Annotated in this window: 12 protein-coding genes; 7 read left to right on the forward strand and 5 right to left on the reverse strand. The window is 32.9% G+C overall.

What is annotated here, in order from left to right; translation table 11 throughout:
• Nucleotides 1-9: 9 nt before the first annotated feature.
• A complete protein-coding gene (locus tag ACFWV9_RS10455) occupies nt 10-3,165 on the reverse strand; it encodes a T9SS type A sorting domain-containing protein (protein ID WP_411895160.1) in 3,156 nt (1,051 codons plus the stop codon).
• 173 nt (nt 3,166-3,338) lie between these two features.
• On the opposite strand from ACFWV9_RS10455, the gene ACFWV9_RS10460 reads away from it, so the two are divergent.
• Nucleotides 3,339-3,878 carry a pseudouridine synthase gene (locus ACFWV9_RS10460; RefSeq protein WP_411895200.1) on the forward strand — a complete coding sequence of 180 codons (540 nt, stop codon included), beginning with the start codon at nt 3,339-3,341 and terminating at the stop codon, nt 3,876-3,878.
• Here the strand turns inward: ACFWV9_RS10460 and ACFWV9_RS10465 are convergent.
• Together ACFWV9_RS10465 and ACFWV9_RS10470 are read right to left on the reverse strand one after the other, a co-directional pair.
• On the reverse strand, nt 3,868-4,599 hold the full coding sequence (locus ACFWV9_RS10465) for a hypothetical protein (protein WP_411895161.1): 732 nt from the start codon (nt 4,597-4,599) through the stop codon (nt 3,868-3,870). The genes ACFWV9_RS10460 and ACFWV9_RS10465 overlap by 11 nt on opposite strands.
• Nucleotides 4,600-4,695: 96 nt before the next feature.
• Nucleotides 4,696-6,204 carry a DEAD/DEAH box helicase gene (locus ACFWV9_RS10470; protein ID WP_411895162.1) on the reverse strand — a complete coding sequence of 503 codons (1,509 nt, stop codon included), beginning with the start codon at nt 6,202-6,204 and terminating at the stop codon, nt 4,696-4,698.
• A gap of 134 nt (nt 6,205-6,338) precedes the next feature.
• On the opposite strand from ACFWV9_RS10470, the gene ACFWV9_RS10475 reads away from it, so the two are divergent.
• On the forward strand, nt 6,339-6,905 hold the full coding sequence (locus ACFWV9_RS10475) for an ExbD/TolR family protein (RefSeq protein WP_411895163.1): 567 nt from the start codon (nt 6,339-6,341) through the stop codon (nt 6,903-6,905).
• A gap of 630 nt (nt 6,906-7,535) precedes the next feature.
• Here ACFWV9_RS10475 and ACFWV9_RS10480 read toward each other — a convergent pair.
• Nucleotides 7,536-9,854 (reverse strand): T9SS type A sorting domain-containing protein, encoded by a 2,319-nt coding sequence (locus ACFWV9_RS10480; protein WP_411895164.1) that lies wholly within the window; start codon nt 9,852-9,854, stop codon nt 7,536-7,538.
• A gap of 112 nt (nt 9,855-9,966) precedes the next feature.
• A complete protein-coding gene (locus tag ACFWV9_RS10485; RefSeq protein ID WP_411895165.1) occupies nt 9,967-11,967 on the reverse strand; it encodes a thiamine pyrophosphate-dependent enzyme in 2,001 nt (666 codons plus the stop codon).
• 145 nt (nt 11,968-12,112) lie between these two features.
• Between ACFWV9_RS10485 and ACFWV9_RS10490 the strand changes: the two genes are divergently transcribed.
• Genes ACFWV9_RS10490 through ACFWV9_RS10510 form a run of 5 tightly spaced genes read left to right on the forward strand, consistent with a single transcriptional unit; the run spans nt 12,113 to nt 16,059 of the window.
• Nucleotides 12,113-13,063, forward strand: a complete 951-nt coding sequence (locus ACFWV9_RS10490) for an isopenicillin N synthase family dioxygenase (RefSeq protein ID WP_411895166.1) — start codon at nt 12,113-12,115, stop codon at nt 13,061-13,063.
• A gap of 1 nt (nt 13,064) precedes the next feature.
• Entirely contained in the window at nt 13,065-13,394 is a 330-nt protein-coding gene (locus ACFWV9_RS10495; protein WP_411895167.1) for a translation initiation factor, read from the forward strand.
• Between the two features lie 4 nt (nt 13,395-13,398).
• Nucleotides 13,399-14,340, forward strand: a complete 942-nt coding sequence (locus tag ACFWV9_RS10500; RefSeq protein WP_411895168.1) for a DUF1835 domain-containing protein — start codon at nt 13,399-13,401, stop codon at nt 14,338-14,340.
• Nucleotides 14,330-15,202 (forward strand): nucleoside phosphorylase, encoded by an 873-nt coding sequence (locus ACFWV9_RS10505; protein WP_411895169.1) that lies wholly within the window; start codon nt 14,330-14,332, stop codon nt 15,200-15,202. Before ACFWV9_RS10500 ends, ACFWV9_RS10505 begins: the two co-directional genes overlap by 11 nt.
• A 2-nt stretch (nt 15,203-15,204) precedes the next feature.
• Complete coding sequence (locus ACFWV9_RS10510; protein WP_411895170.1) at nt 15,205-16,059, forward strand: substrate-binding domain-containing protein; 855 nt, start codon at nt 15,205-15,207, stop codon at nt 16,057-16,059.
• The last annotated feature ends 308 nt before the right edge of the window (nt 16,060-16,367 follow it).

The following is a 16,367-nucleotide window of genomic DNA, read 5'->3' on the forward strand; positions in this document are numbered from 1 at the left end:
TTGATCAGCTTAATTGATTATAATTTTTTGTGTTTTTGTAATATCATACCCTGTTTTTATTTTAATAACATAAGTACCAGAAGCCAAAGCAGATACATTAATTTTATTTATGTTAGACGAAACGTCTAATTCTTGTTGTAGTATTCGTCTTCCACTAATATCAAATAAATCTATTTTTGTAGCCGAAATTAATAGACCTTCAATTACAATAACATCCAATTCATGAAGATTATAAATTTTCAAATCATTTAATGGATTTTCATCTATAGACAATGCATCGCCAAACTGCAATGAAACCTTACCTTGAGAAGGATTATTATACTGAACCGTCCAATCCATTGGTAATGTAGGGTTATTAAACGTACCAACTATATCATCTGCTTCAATTATAGTTATTATATCACCTTCTGTTGGCGTATAATTAAAATCAACTTTCAGATCTCCTCCCAAGGTAGCTGTACCGATAACTGCAATCAAATCATAATCTGTACCTTTTAAAGTTTTACCGTTTACATCAATATCTAAAGTAACGTTCTGAAAATCCTCGCTACCATCAAAAATAATAATACCCTCCTCACCATCTAATATACCTGGAGAAATTGTACCACCATTAAGGCTTGTGATATCACTATCAATTATCCCACTTCCAGTCAAAAAGGAGAATAGCTCATTTAAATAAGATGCAAATTCTGTAATATCTCGCCCAGGATTTGGTTGTGGTCTTTTCTTCAAAACATGAGTATACTTTCCTTTCATTTGGGCTGCATTATCTGACTGCTGAACCGTCCCTGTTTGTAGCGCATCTAGTCTTAAAATACCATTATTTAAAAATATACCATCATTAGGATTACGGCCGGTTAATGTTGTCACTCCATCAGGTAATAGTATTGCTGCATCTGTGGTTCCTTGTATTTCTAAAATTCCTGTTGCAGTATTCTCAAAATAACCCTCTAGGTCTATTGCATAAAGGCCAACACTATTCCCGCCAGTTGGATCCAAACCAATTGAAGCCAAGCCATTGTTTGTAAACTCTGAACCACTTTGACTTTCAATTGCAGCATTTATTGTGAAATCAATATTTAATACACCGTCTTCATTTATCATAAATGTATCGGTATTAACAATTGCTGTTTCTGTATTACTTACTGATATTTCACCATCTAGCGACATCGTACCAGAATTTACAATCCCAGCTTGTGTTGGAAAAGTAATATCTACATTTCCATCTATCTGAATATTTCCATCATTTATGATTGCAGGACCTTCAGATTCAGATACCATTAAGGTAGTGGTAGGTGGTATTATTACCGTTGCATTGTCAGTTACTTGTAGCCTTGCTACTTGTATTGAAGGTACATCAATAGTTACCACATGTGTGCCTTCTACAATAGCTGGTGTGTCAGCATTTGGTACCAAACCGTTAGCCCAGGTATTAGGGTCTGAAAAGGGGCCGGATTGTACACTATTAATGGCACCATATTCGATTGATACTTGTCCTACATCTGGAAAATTATATAGGATATTCCACTCATTTGAAGGCAAGCCATTAACAGTAGTAAATTCACCATTAATTACTGGTGCCTCAAAGATGGTTATGTATTCTACATCTTCAATTGGCGTGTAGGTAATATTTAAATTTAAGGTTCCTCCTAAGTTTAAAACCTGTTCTTGAAAAGCAAAAATTTCAATTTTATCAAAATCTATACCTGGTGTGGTATTTCCATTAATATCCAAATTAATTATAGAATTACCTAAATCTGCATTTTCCTTAAATCTAATTAAACCATAATCACTGCCGGCATCTCCTGGGTTAAAAGAACCTCCATTATTAACATAAGGTCCAAAAATTTCAATTTCACCAGTACCAAAAATAGATCCACCAGGATTATTCACAAAACTGTTTTCATCTCCATAAACTAAATCTGATGTTGCAAAGGGTAAATTTTGAGCAACTATAGTAGATGAATTGTTAAATGTACTAGTTCCACCAGTGAATAAACTAATAGCAAAATCAGCATTGTCAACTGTAATAATACCATTATTGTGGTTGAAAGTTCCATCCCAAACTCCTACGCCTTGATTAGTGGTTGTTAAATCACCAAGTGTATTTATATTCCCTGAATTATTAAAAACCGAACCAAAATCCGAGACACCTCCGAAACCTGCTGAAATTCCTAAAGTTGATACATCAGTGACGTTAATACTGCCACCGGTTAAATTATTAAATGTAGAAAACTCTCCCTGTACAACAATTCCATAAGCTCCAGCACCAACCTCACCATCTAAATTGATAACTCCAGAATTATTAAACTCCCCAGGAAAAGAAATTTCTGTACCACTTCTTGCATAAATCCCTCTATTGGTAAATCCCCTAATATCAATATTACCACTTGACATATTACTAAATGTTCCAGCATTATCAATACTAAATGAACCACCTGATGCAGAATCTAAACCAATATTAATTGATCCATTATTTTCAAAAATGAAATTTTTAAAAATCCAAATACTATTTCCTGTTAAATTTTCTAAAGTTATTACACCATTGGTGCCATTTGTAAACGTTCCAGTATCTCCTAAAATCCCATGACTAGTGCCAGTAATCATACCAATTTCTATTATACCATCATTTGTAAAGCTGTTACCAGCTGCAGAAGTAATACCAATACCTGTAAATGAAAAATTATCTATCTGAACTAATGAACCGTTTAAATTATTAAATGTACCCGGAACTGCTGAAGGAGTAGCCTGTCCAATAACCAGCCCTCTTTGTCCAGAATTTGAAGTTGCTCCAATACTTATCGTACCTGAATTATTTATGGTTCCTAAAACTGTTATGGCATTAATTGCAAAAGTAGTACTTACGAGATCAACTTCTAAAGTACCTGTTGCATCAATAGTTAAAACAATATTTTCATTTACAAGAACAGAATTTGCAAGTGCTGTTGTACCACTAATTACAGGGTCATTTGTTGCATCTTGTAAGTCTACATCATCATTAGCATCTGGCACACCATCACTCCAATTCCCTGGATCAAACCAATCTGTACCTATTGCACCAGTCCATGTGGTTGTTTGTGCAAGAGAGTTTGACGTTATAAATACGATTAAAAAAAATAAAAATAGTAAACGTCTATTATAATTTACAGTAGTTTTTAAAACCATATATGAGGGAATCTAGATTAATTAATAGCTTTACAGAAATATTTCTGATTTATGTAAGATAAGTTTTTTCAATTTTGTAAGAATTTTAAATTCGACTATTGACATATAATAGAGATAAACTACATCAACTTTTTTAATTAATCAATATCAGTACAAAGCATTTATATTATAAAATATACAAGCCCTATGGTTTTTTAAGCCAGTTTGTTAACAATCAGAAAAAACGAAAGTCCAAACATTTATTAGGGGAGTTAAATGATTTTCCTGAAGGAATAATGGCTGTGGGTAGATTGGACGAAAAATCTGAAGGCCTCTTGCTCTTAACAACAGATGGAAAGTTTAGCAGCCATATCACAGGTTCTAAAGTTGAAAAAGAATACCATGTCATGGTAGACGGTATTATTAATAAAAAAGCGTTAAACAAATTAAGAGAAGGTGTAAAAATTACTGTAAAAGGAGAATCCTATAATACACTACCATGTAAGGTAAACGTATTATCAAATACCAATCATATTATCGATAGGTATGTAAGAGACGAGCGTCATGGACCTACCTCATGGATTTCAATTACATTAAAAGAAGGTAAATACAGACAAGTAAGAAAAATGACTGCAAAAGTTGGATTTCCTACATTACGTTTGGTGAGAGTAAGAATCGGGAATTATGAATTAAATGGTATGAATCCAGGAGACGTTGAAGAAATTAATTATTAGAAGCTTCGTCGTTTTCTTCTTTTTCTCCTTCTTTAGATTTAATAACGGTTTTTTCATTGTTAAAGACAATTCTGGCCTTTACTCCAGTTAATAAATTCCATTCTTTTGAAGATATAACTTTACCTCTATCATCATAGACAACAAATTCTGCAGTATTAGGGCCCGAATCACCCTGATTAAGAGCAACAATATCTACAATATTTTTACCCTGTGCTAGGTTAACTTCAACTCTTCTATAACTGTTGGTAAGTAAGAGATTTTGTTTAACTATATAACCATTTAACAAAATCTGAACTCTATCACCATCAGGAAACTCGTGATCTCTACATACAATATTTACAAACTTTGTATCTACCTTATGTTCTCCAAGAAATTGATCTGACATTGTTTTGATAACGCCACCTTTAACAAGTTCTTTTTTCCAACGCTTTTCAAAAATTTCACCAGAACTTTTCAATCCATCATCATAAACCATAGAAAATGGTTTTTCGGATTCTTTAATAATAAAGTTTTTATTTTCATTCTCAGGACCTGCAGACTTATCAGCTTCTTTTTCAAATTTTGGTGCTACCTTAATTTTTAAAGGGATGGAGTCTTTATCCTTTTTAGACTTTTCAGCTGGAATTCTAATTGATTTAGTTTGCTTATCCTTAACCTGTGAATATACCATACTAGCGCATAACATGCTGAATATAATTAGTATGGCTTTGAATGCTTTCACTTTTATTTAGACTTCAAGTTCTTTTTAAACAAGTACTCAAAAACTGTACCTATTTCAAAATAAACGCTAAAAAATATAATTCCTTACAAAAAAACGTTAAAACTTACCGTTAAAACTTATTCTTAATTTTCGATTATATTCTTCAAATAGCCAATCTTTATAGTTATCTGTACTATTCATAATACAGTAGCTATATTGTTTAATGCGGTAAGCAATATCATCTTGTAGCAACTTTGTTAAGGCCCTCGCATCGTATACATCTTCACTGTTTTCGATACACATCTGGGAATGGTGAGCGATTGACTGTTCAATCACAGTAAATGATTTTTTACCAGATTTTATAACCTCTTTATAGGTAGCTTTAACATCAAATTCCATGTTTGGAGTTTTCTTGAAATTTTCTTTTACAGCATCTGGCATTACATAAACAAAATCACGTTCTAAGAGCTCGTCATCAATAATGTTATCCAAATATAAATCAGGATATTTAAAAATATGTTGCCAATCAACAGGTTGGCTCCATGGCCCAAACCTCGAAACATTATTACCCAAATCTATTACCTGAAACGTTGTTCTGTCTTTATAAATTCTGCTACCTCGACCAATCATTTGAAAATATAAAGTCAATGACCGCGTAGCCCTATTTAGAATTATAGATTCCACTGAAGGTTCATCAAATCCAGTAGTTAAAATGCTAACAGAAGTTAAAACAGCATCTGGTGTATTCTTAAACCACTTGAGTATGTCTTTCCGTTCTTGCTTGCCAGCAGTGTTATCTAAGTGCTGAACGTTATAGCCTGCCTTTTTAAATGTGTAATACACCTCTTTTGAGGTATAGATACCATTATTAAATATTAAGGTCTTTTTGCCTTTTGCTAACTCTTCATAAGCCGTTAACAGTTTAGATTGCATCAGGGAATTGGTATAGAGTGCTTCTGATGACTTTACAGTATAATCTCCATTAATTCCTATTTTAAGCGATGTTAATCCTACATCGTAATGGTACATATCTGCAGTTGACAAAAACCCATTCTTTATTAAGGTTGCAATATCATCGCCAACTATAAGCTTATTATAGTTATCCTTCATTGGTAACTTAATGTTACTACTTAAAGGCGTGGCTGTTACACCCAAAATAAAACAATTTTCAAAGAACTTAAACAGCTTTCTAAATGAGTTATAATGCGCCTCATCGATAATAACAAGTCCTACATTATTTAATTCAAAATCTTTGTCGGACAATCTATTGTTAAGCGTTTCAACCATTGCAACGAAGCACTTATACTCTTCTTGGTCTGGTAAAGTTTTAACTTTACTATTTATTACTTTATTCATTACTTTAAAACCAGAAAGAACATTAGAGGTCTGCTTACAAAGTTCAATTCTGTGTGTTAGAATTACTACTTTTTTGTTGTGCTTTTCTATGTAGCGTCTTACTATTTCAGAAAATATTACAGTCTTTCCGCCACCTGTTGGTAACTGATATAGTAGATTAAAGTTGTCAGACTCCTCATCCATAACATCAAAAATGCGGTTAAGGTCCTTGATCTGATAATCGTATAATCGCTTCTCGGTAATATTTTCGTTTAACGTATCTGTTGACATTTATAAATGCTAAGCCTTTAATTTTGCAAAAATAGCACATTGTAAAGGTTTATTGAGGATATTGTTAATAACCTTTAACAAGATTGGTACTGTTCTTGAGCCATTAACTGTATTAACATTTTAAATAATTTATTATGAAAACTACAAGAAGACAATCTGCGACGGTCAACGCAGGTTCAATGGCAGATATTGCTTTTTTATTACTCATATTCTTTTTAGTCACTACAACTATTTCTGCGGAAAAAGGAATTTTAAGACAATTACCTGCAGAATGCCCTCCTGGAATAATATGTAAGTCTGATATTCCTGAAAGAAACCTATTAAGAATTAATATTAATGCGGAAAATCAAATAATGGTTAATAATGAAATAATTCCAATAGCGGAATTAAAACAAACTGTTATTGATTTTGTAGATAACAATGGCAGCAATTACTGTGGCTATTGTAGTGGATTGCAAAAGAAAGAATCTTCAGATCATCCTAAAAAGGCTGTTATATCAATTAGCCACGATGCATTAACCTCTTATGAGTCCTATATTAATGTGCAAGATATAATAACCAAAGGTTTTTATGATTTGAGATCAAAGTATGCTAAAAACATATATAATAAAGCTCCTGAAGATTTATCTAAATCTGAATTAAATAGCGTTAAAAAGGCCTACCCATTTATAGTTTCAGAAGTTAAAGTGCCACGGAATTAGTTAAAATCTGTTAAATTACTACTATGTTATGCAAAGTACTGTAACAAATTCATTTTTACCTCGTCTATAAGGTGTAATCAATTAAAAACGAAATATAATGAGAACTTTAAACAATAATCAATTAACAGGTACTACTGAAGGAACAAAAAGTAATACTTGGAACAACAAAAGACGTTATAGATAACAACGTAATTAATCAATCATTAAATCAAATAATTATGAGAACTTTAAACAATAATCAATTAACAAGTACTACTGAAGGAACAAAAAGTAATACTTGGAACAACAAAAGACGTTATAGATAAAAACGTAATTCATCAATCATTATTAAATCAAACAGTTATGAGAACTTTAAATGACAACCAATTAACAAGTAGAACCGTAGAAACTAAAAGTTATGCTTGGAACAACAAAAGACGTTATAGATAATAACGCATTCATCAATCACTAAATCAAACAGTTATGAGAGCTTTATCAAAAATTGTCAATACATCTAATAGTTTAGATGATGACTTAGAAACAATCAAATTATGAGAATTGAACCTAATCAAATTCAATCAGCGTATTAAAAAAGCCAGTTTAATTAATAAACTGGCTTTTTAGTTTTAATGTAAAGAAAGAAATATCTCCCTATTCCTTTATTATTTTTTGCACAAAACTACTATTAGCAGTGCTCAATTTTATAAAATAAATACCAGAACTTAATTCTGACAATGAAATTCTATTTAGTGTATTAACAGGTAACTCACCTAATTTAACACTCTGACCTAGAGCATTTACAACTTCGTAATCCAACACTTCACTAATGTTTTGTGTACGAATATTTAATTCGTCCTTAACAGGGTTAGGATAAATTGAAACATAATCTCCTAGTGAGTTATCATCAATACTTAATGGATCCAATGCCTTAAACAAAACAGATGCTGATGCTCCGAAATCACCACCAGACAATAATACATTTCCATTTTCATCTTGTACGTCAAAAGAACCATTTCCAAATCCACAACAAATACCATCACCAAATGAATCTAAAATCGTAAATGTGTAACAATCATCAAACGCAGGTATCGTTATTGTTTCTTGATATGTAGTAAAATCGACATAACTTGCACCACCACTATCTATTAAAGTCCCAAGGCTATTTCTAAATTCCCATGTTGTTTCATTAGCATAGTCATCAGTAGATATATTCAATATAATTTCATTCGTTGAAAATTCTGGCGAAACTTCAAAAGCAAAAACAAAATTATTGTTTGAGGTATTTTCATCAACCATACCATTTGGATTTGTTACTTGAACAGTAAAAGTATGACTGCCAGGAGTTAATCCACTATATGTAGGATTAGCCAACACTTGACTTGCATCTGTGGCCAAATTACCAGTCCAATTAATTGTTGTTCCTGGTTCTGAATCCAGATAATAGGTAACATCTGCCGATGTTAAGTTTAAATTTCCTGGATTTATAAGCGTTACATCTGGAGAAAAATCTTGAGAACAAACAATAGCTTCATTCCCACTACCAGCAGACACTCTTGCATCAATATCATAAGTTTCTAATGGTGGAAAAATTCCAACCTCTGTAGCACCTGTATTCCCCGGATCTAACCAATCTCTTAATCTTGAAGATGCCGAACTACCAAAATCCCAAGCCACACCAAAGCGACCATAGATATCAAACCCTCCATTATCGTCAGTACCAGAACAAGCAGCACTACCTCCCGATAATACACCTATCAACTCTCCATTTTCATTAAATAACCCAGAACCAGATGAGCCGGGTTCTGTAACTCCTAAATCCCAATCAGCAATACGCCAAACCTGAGTTGTAGGATTACCATTAAAACTAGTCTGAATTCTAGTACCTCCTTGATCGTCTCTACAAACCTTTTGAATATCTCCACTTGGGTGATGTATTCCAAAATTTAAATTAGGAGTTTGTGTCGTTGAGTTATTCCAACCTGACCAAACAACATCAGGGTTATTATTAAAAAATGTAGGATCAGTTATTTCAACTAATTCCATATCCGATTGTGAGCTATTTGCTCTTAAAACTGCACCACTTACTGTTTGATTAAATGAGCCATTTGTGCTATTTGTAAACGTACCACAAGACGGGTTTGGACTTCTCCAATTGAATCTAAATGCCCAACCAGTAACAGAATTGCCACAATGATTAGCTGTCATAAAATATGGCGTACCATCATTATTTGTGTTGTTAACCAAGGTGCCAGAACAGAATCCTGTATTACCTGTAACCAGCATCCCAGCAGCCTTTTTCACTTCCTCTTTTCTTGTATCTACTTGATAAGGATCAGCTCCTGAAGGCGTAATATCACAATCTACGTCATGATTACAAGCTCCAGAATCGTTTAAACCCTTTTGATAGGATTCTGCAGTTCTGTAACCATGAATTACAGAGCCTACTGTTAATTTTGCTTGTCCAACAACGTTGGCTGGTTGGTGATACTCAATCCATGCTCTGTCACCTTCAACTAGCCATGTTCCTAAAACCTCTTCAGGATTGTTATTGTGATGAGAAAATGGTCTTATTAAATCTGTTTTTGCATCATTATATACATATAATTTTGCGCCTTCAGGTATCCAAAACACATCAAAGAAAAAGTTTAGTGATAATGCTCCTTCAGATGTATACGACATTCTCCATACCTTATCTCCATTAGGTAAAGTTGTCCATTCTCCTACTTCATTAAAATTGTGATCAACATACAATTCATGACCGAAACGCCATGGTTTTGACTTGTCCTTGTCATTTATTTTATCTTCATCTTGAATACTCTTCAAGTCAAAAGATTGAAGTTTAAATGGTTTTGTACTCGAAGTAAATTCATTGGGCTGTTTCCAACTTGGTGGCTTAACATCATCCGGTATGATTTGCGCGAATGAAAATGCTGAAATGCAAAGCACCAACAATAGTAGTTTGTTTTTCATTTTTAGATAATTTTTTTAGCGTCCCCAATTTAATATTTTAATTGTAAAGCATTAAGATATTTTTAACTTTAATGTACTCTATGTCGAGGAAAGCATAAAAAAGTCCGACAAACTAATAAGCGACCAACGCTTTTAAAACGCCCTCAAGTTTAGATTTAGCCAAATATTGGTCTTCTAATTGTACGGCAAATGGAATAGGTGTTTCCATACTTGCTAATCGTTTAACAGGTGCATCTAAAAACTCAAAGCATTCTTCCATAATTAATGCTGAGATATCACTCGCAATTCCACCAAATAAAGAATCTTCATTTAGAATAAGCACTTTACCTGTCTTCTTAACTGAATTTATTATTGATTCTTTGTCTAGAGGTTGAAGTGTCCTCAAGTCAATGAGATCGGCAGATATTTGAGAATTGGCATCCAGTGATTCAATAGCCCAGTGTACACCAGCTCCATATGTAATTATACTAATGTCCTCACCTTCTTTAACCTTTGAAGCCTTACCGAATGGCAATGTGTAATAATCTGTTGGTACGTTTTGACGTATACTTCTATAGAGTGCTTTATGCTCAAAAAACATTACCGGATTTGGATCATTAATTGCAGTGGCTAATAAGCCTTTGGCATCATAAGGAAAGGCTGGATAAACTACTTTAAGTCCAGGAGTTTTAGTAAACCAAGCTTCATTAGTTTGAGAATGAAAAGGACCTGCACCTACTCCACCACCACAAGGCATTCTTACAACTACGTCGGCTTGCTGTTGCCATCTATAATGCGATTTTGCCAAATAATTGACAATTGGGTTAAAACCAGATGTAACAAAATCCGAAAACTGCATTTCCATCACTGCTTTCATTCCTGCAATGGACAAGCCCATACTTACTTCTACAATAGCAGATTCGCATATTGGAGTATTACGTACTCGCTCCTTTCCAAATTGATTAACAAATCCTTCAGTTATCTTAAAAACGCCTCCATATTCTGCAATATCTTGCCCCATAATTACAAGATCTTTATGTTTCTCCATAGATTGTTTTAAGCCTTCAGAAATAGCATCAACCAATCTTAATTCATGAGTCTTTTTATTCGGTTTAATATCCTGATATTCAAACTCTTTATAGACATCTTTTAATTCTTTACTTTCATTTGGAACTATTTCTTCTTCAGCATAGGCAGACTCTAAGGAGCTATCAATTTCAGATTTAATTTCAGAAATATATTGCTCATCAATCTCTTGATTTAAAATCTTCTTACTAAACAGGTAACTCCTGAAATTTTCAATAGGATCTTTAGCCTCCCATTCATCCATCAATTCTTTAGGAACATATTTAGTACCGCTAGCTTCTTCGTGCCCTCTTCTTCTAAATGTTTTAAATTCAATAAGAATTGGTCTCGGTCGTTTCCGTATACTCTCAGCTAATTTTTTAACCTTAGTATAAGTTTCTATTACATTGTTTCCATCTAATATAAAAGACTCTATACCATAGCCCTTACCTCTATCTGCCAAATGCTTACAACGGTATTGTTCATTAGTAGGTGTAGAAAGTCCGTAACCATTATTTTCAATACAAAATATTACTGGCAATTGCCATACTGCTGCAACATTTAGTGCCTCATGAAAGTCACCTTCACTTGTGCCGCCTTCGCCTGTAAAAACTGCCGTGACCTGTGCATTTTTCTTCAAAAGATTTGCCAAGGCAATACCATCTGCGACGCCTAACTGCGGTCCCAAATGAGAAATCATACCAACAATGTTATAATCCTGTGTACCGAAATGAAAAGATCTATCACGGCCTTTGGTAAAACCACTTGCCTTACCTTGCCATTGACAAAATAAACGATGTAATGGAATCTCTCTTGTCGTAAAAACACCTAAGTTTCTATGCATAGGGAGAATATACTCACTTGGTTTCAAAGCCATAGTAACGCCAATTGAAATAGCTTCTTGTCCTATACCAGAAAACCATTTTGAGATTTTTCCTTGCCTAAGAAGAATTAACATTTTTTCTTCAATCAGCCTAGGTCTTAGCATATTATAATAAAGTCTCAGTAATACTTTATCACTTAAATCCCTTTTATCGTAGTTTATATTGCTCTTAGTTATGGTGGGCATAAATGCATTTTAATGATTATCTCAAATGTAAATAAAATTGATTCAATAAAAATACAAACACCTTTAAATTGTAAATAAATCGGACCGAATATTTTAGTAGTATTTTCGTTAGATTTGTATATTGAAGAAAATAAATCACAATCTAATGGATAGAATACCTAGTGTAGATTTAATGGATTTCATTTCTAATGATCCAGAGCGAAAGCAAAAGTTTATAAATGAAATAGGAAAAGCATACGAAGAAATTGGTTTTGTTGCATTAAAGGGACATTTCTTGGATGATAAACTGGTTGACCGACTTTACGGTGAAGTAAAAAAGTTTTTTGATCTCCCTATTGAAACAAAAAGAAGTTATGAAATTCCTGGTATCGGTGGCCAACGTGGCTATGTTTCTTTTGGCAAAGAAAGTGCCAAAGGAAAAAAAGAAGGAGATTTAAAGGAGTTTTGGCATTTTGGCCAGTATGTAGAAGATGATAAAAAGAGAAGAAAAGAATATCCTGAAAATGTAGAAGTAAAAGAATTACCAGAATTTAATAAAGTTGGTAAGGAAACCTATAGAATGCTAGAGAAAACTGCTAAATATGTATTACGTGCATTAGCTTTACATCTTGGTTTAGAAGAAACGTATTTCGATGCTTACATACATAATGGTAATTCTATTTTAAGGCCCATACATTATCCTCCAATTATTGAAGAACCAGAAAATGCAGTTAGGGCTGCTGCGCACGGTGATATAAATTTAATCACACTTCTTATGGGTGCTCAGGGACGAGGTCTTCAAGTTCAAAAACATGATGGAGAATGGATCGACGCAATTGCAGAACCAGATGAATTAATGATAAATGTTGGTGATATGCTTTCGCGTCATACAAACAACAAATTAAAATCTACGATTCATAGAGTTGTAAATCCACCTCGTGAACTTTGGGGAACTTCTCGTTATTCAATTCCGTTTTTCATGCATCCAATAAGTGAAATGAAATTAGATGTACTAGATGGCTGTGTAGATGAAAACAATCCAAAACAATTTGGCGATATCACAGCAGGTGAATTTTTAAATGAACGACTTGTTGAACTTGGATTGATAAAAAAATAGTATGGATTTAAGTGATCAATTAAAAAATTTGTTTCCAGATCATGTGCAAGATACAGATGATATTGCAAAAGACGATGTTAATGAAATTTGGATGCAAGACGATCCAATAATATGCAAATACGAAAAACGAAAAGGTAAACCAATTACTATCCTTGAGGGTTATAATGGTGCAACTGAGGATTTCAAAAAATTGGCTAAAGAACTTAAATCTAAACTAAGCGTAGGCGGAAGTTTTAAAGACGATAAGATTATAATCCAGGGAGATTATAGAGATAAAATAATGACTATGCTTAAGGATAGAGGTTTCAATGTAAAACGAGTTGGAGGATAAATCTATGGAAAAAACTTGTTTGCATATTACTAATGGTAATGTTCTTACCGATTATCTCAGGGAACTTGGGTTTAAAGATGATATTTTAACATGGCAAGAAATGTTATGTGAAGGTCCGACCATTCCAAAAATTGACTCTGATGAGTTTTTTGAATTAAGAGTTGACTTTCTAAAGTCTTACTATGATATTGAAGTTGATACAAATGAACTTCAGAAAGAACTATCAAAATTAGATCATATTGAAAAATATGATGAAATAAATCTATGGTTTGAATATGATTTGTTTTGCCACATTAACCTTTTAGGTGTCCTTAATCTTTTACACCAAAAAGAAATTGACATTCCATTGTATTTAATTTGTAGCGGACGAGTTGAAGGTGAAAAAAACCTGAAAGGTCTCGCTGAACTTAGTCCAACTCAAATCGAAAACCATTATAAAGAAAAGCTACTACTTACAGATGAGGATAAGAAATTAGCAATTGCCCTATGGAGAACCTACTGTGGTAAAGACCACAATATTTTAAAACCATATATTGTAACTAACTCTAGTTTTAAATATATGAGCAATTGTTTAAAAGCTCATTTGAAACGTTTCCCACACCAAAAGAGTGGGTTAAGCGTTCTAGAAGATAATATACTACGCTTAATCAGGGATAATCAAATAAACTCCGAACATCATTTAATGGGTTACTGTTTAAATTATCAAGGGTTTTATGGGTATGGTGACCTTCAAATGAAGCGATTAATTGATAAACTATCCATATTCTATGACACAACCGACGAAGGATTGAACCTAAATAGAAAAGGACACGAGGCATTACTTAGGCGATATAACTATGCTTCAGAGGTAAACAATAATATGAGTTATGGAGGTGTTGACAGATTAGAATACCAATTTAGTGTTGACCAAAATAAACTCGTAAAAACGGTATTGCATGTCGATTAAGAACTCAGAGCTTATATTAAATCCAGATGGTAGTGTTTATCATTTAAATTTAAAACCAGATGATATTTCTGACACCATAATATTTGTTGGTGATCAAGATCGCGTTGAAAAGATTACAAAGCACTTTGACAGTATTGAGTTTAGTACTCAAAAACGTGAATTTAAAACACAGACAGGCTATTACAAGGACAGAAGAATTTCTGTTATTTCTACTGGAATTGGTCCAGATAATATAGATATAGTGTTAAATGAACTTGATGCTCTGGTCAATATAGATTTAAAAACCCGAAAACCTAAAACAAATCTAACAAGTTTAAATATAATTAGAATAGGCACTTCAGGCTCCTTACAAGCTGATATACCTATAGATTCCTTTGTTATGAGCACACATGGTTTGGATATTAATGGAATGCTTCATTTTTACCAAATTAACGGTATAAGCAATCCCGAAATTGAAGATGCATTTATAAAGCATACCAACTGGGATGATAATAAAGCACGACCAATTATAATTAACAACAGTAAATACTTAGAAAAGTATTTTAAAAGTGATAAGGTGTTTATGGGAATGACTGGCACTGCAGGTGGGTTTTATGGTCCACAAGGAAGAGTTCTGAGACTTCCACTGCATGACGACCAACTTAATTCTAAATTAGATAATTTCAATTATAAAGAATTTAGGATTACTAATTTTGAAATGGAAACATCAGTTATCTATGGTCTTTCAAAACTCTTAGGTCATGAAGCTCTATCTCTTAATGCTATTATAGCAAATAGAGCGAATGGTGATTTTAGTAAAAATCCGAAAAAAACAGTTGGAAAATTAATCTTATACGCTTTAGAACGCATCGTTAATATATAATAATGAGAAAAGTTAATATAGGTGGTGTACCAGAACATTTTAATCTTGCATGGTATTTAACATTAAAAAATGGTGAATATAAGCCAAAAGGAATAAACTTAAGGTGGCACGATTATTATGGAGGCACAGGAGCTATGTGTAAAGCTTTACGTTCTGGAGATATTGATATTGCTGTTATTCTTACTGAAGGAATTATTAAGGATATTATTGCAGGTAATCCATCTAAAATAGTTCAGACATTTGTTCAGACACCTTTAATTTGGGGCATCCATGTCGCTCAAAACTCAAAATTCATATCTATAGAAGAAATAAAAGGTACACGTGCGGCTATTAGCAGATACGGTTCGGGTTCTCACCTTATGGCTTATATAAATGCCAAGAATAATGGTTGGGATTTAAATAAGGATTTAAAATTTGAAGTAATTAAAAATCTTGATGGTGCCATAACAGGTTTAACTAATGGTGATGCAGATTATTTTATGTGGGAAAAATTTACCACAAAGCCATTAGTTGATGATGGAACATTTAGAAGAATCGGTAACTGCCCATCACCTTGGCCATGCTTTGTTATTGCCGTACGTGAAGAGTTTATTCAGAATCACAAGGATGACCTGAAATCAATCTTGGAAATTATAAATACTACTACGGCCGATTTTAAATCCATACCATGCATTGACAAAACAATTGCAAATAGATACGATCAAAAACTCGAAGATGTACAAGAGTGGCTCTCTCTAACAGAATGGTCTCAAGAGGTAATTGACGAAAAAACAATAGAAAATGTGCAGAATGAACTCCTAAAATTAGACATAATTCCAAAAAAAGTGAAATTTGCAGATTTAGTAACAATTATTTAATAATCTTTTATTAAAACCACGTTAAATTTAAGAAATTCTTAATTTTTATCGATTAAACGACCTTTTTATACGGCAAAATACATCGATGTTTAGGCATATTACACCCTTTTTCTTACAATTTAAGCGCGTAAACCTCAGTGTTTCAATTTTTTAATTATATTTGTTCAGCCCTCTAAGTGCTATTAACAACAAAAAACAGAATAATATGCTATTAACAATTACTCTGATTTTAAGTTTTTTAGTGGCGGTAAATTTTTTGCTATTAATATTTAGCTGTAATAAATCAACTAAAAGAGCAATTAGCAAAA

The organism is Winogradskyella sp. A2 (assembly GCF_046762865.1).
Lineage (GTDB): Bacteria > Bacteroidota > Bacteroidia > Flavobacteriales > Flavobacteriaceae > Winogradskyella.

Bases quoted from the DNA above. Each gene is read 5' to 3' on its own strand.
- ACFWV9_RS10470 (WP_411895162.1), bottom strand. From the start codon at position 6,204: ATGTCAACAGATACGTTAAACGAAAATATTACCGAGAAGCGATTATAC.
- ACFWV9_RS10500 (WP_411895168.1), top strand. From the start codon at position 13,399: ATGGAAAAAACTTGTTTGCATATTACTAATGGTAATGTTCTTACCGAT.
- ACFWV9_RS10485 (WP_411895165.1), bottom strand. From the start codon at position 11,967: ATGCCCACCATAACTAAGAGCAATATAAACTACGATAAAAGGGATTTA.
- ACFWV9_RS10495 (WP_411895167.1), top strand. From the start codon at position 13,065: ATGGATTTAAGTGATCAATTAAAAAATTTGTTTCCAGATCATGTGCAA.
- ACFWV9_RS10475 (WP_411895163.1), top strand. From the start codon at position 6,339: ATGAAAACTACAAGAAGACAATCTGCGACGGTCAACGCAGGTTCAATG.
- ACFWV9_RS10510 (WP_411895170.1), top strand. From the start codon at position 15,205: ATGAGAAAAGTTAATATAGGTGGTGTACCAGAACATTTTAATCTTGCA.
- ACFWV9_RS10455 (WP_411895160.1), bottom strand. From the start codon at position 3,165: ATGGTTTTAAAAACTACTGTAAATTATAATAGACGTTTACTATTTTTA.
- ACFWV9_RS10490 (WP_411895166.1), top strand. From the start codon at position 12,113: ATGGATAGAATACCTAGTGTAGATTTAATGGATTTCATTTCTAATGAT.
- ACFWV9_RS10505 (WP_411895169.1), top strand. From the start codon at position 14,330: ATGTCGATTAAGAACTCAGAGCTTATATTAAATCCAGATGGTAGTGTT.
- ACFWV9_RS10480 (WP_411895164.1), bottom strand. From the start codon at position 9,854: ATGAAAAACAAACTACTATTGTTGGTGCTTTGCATTTCAGCATTTTCA.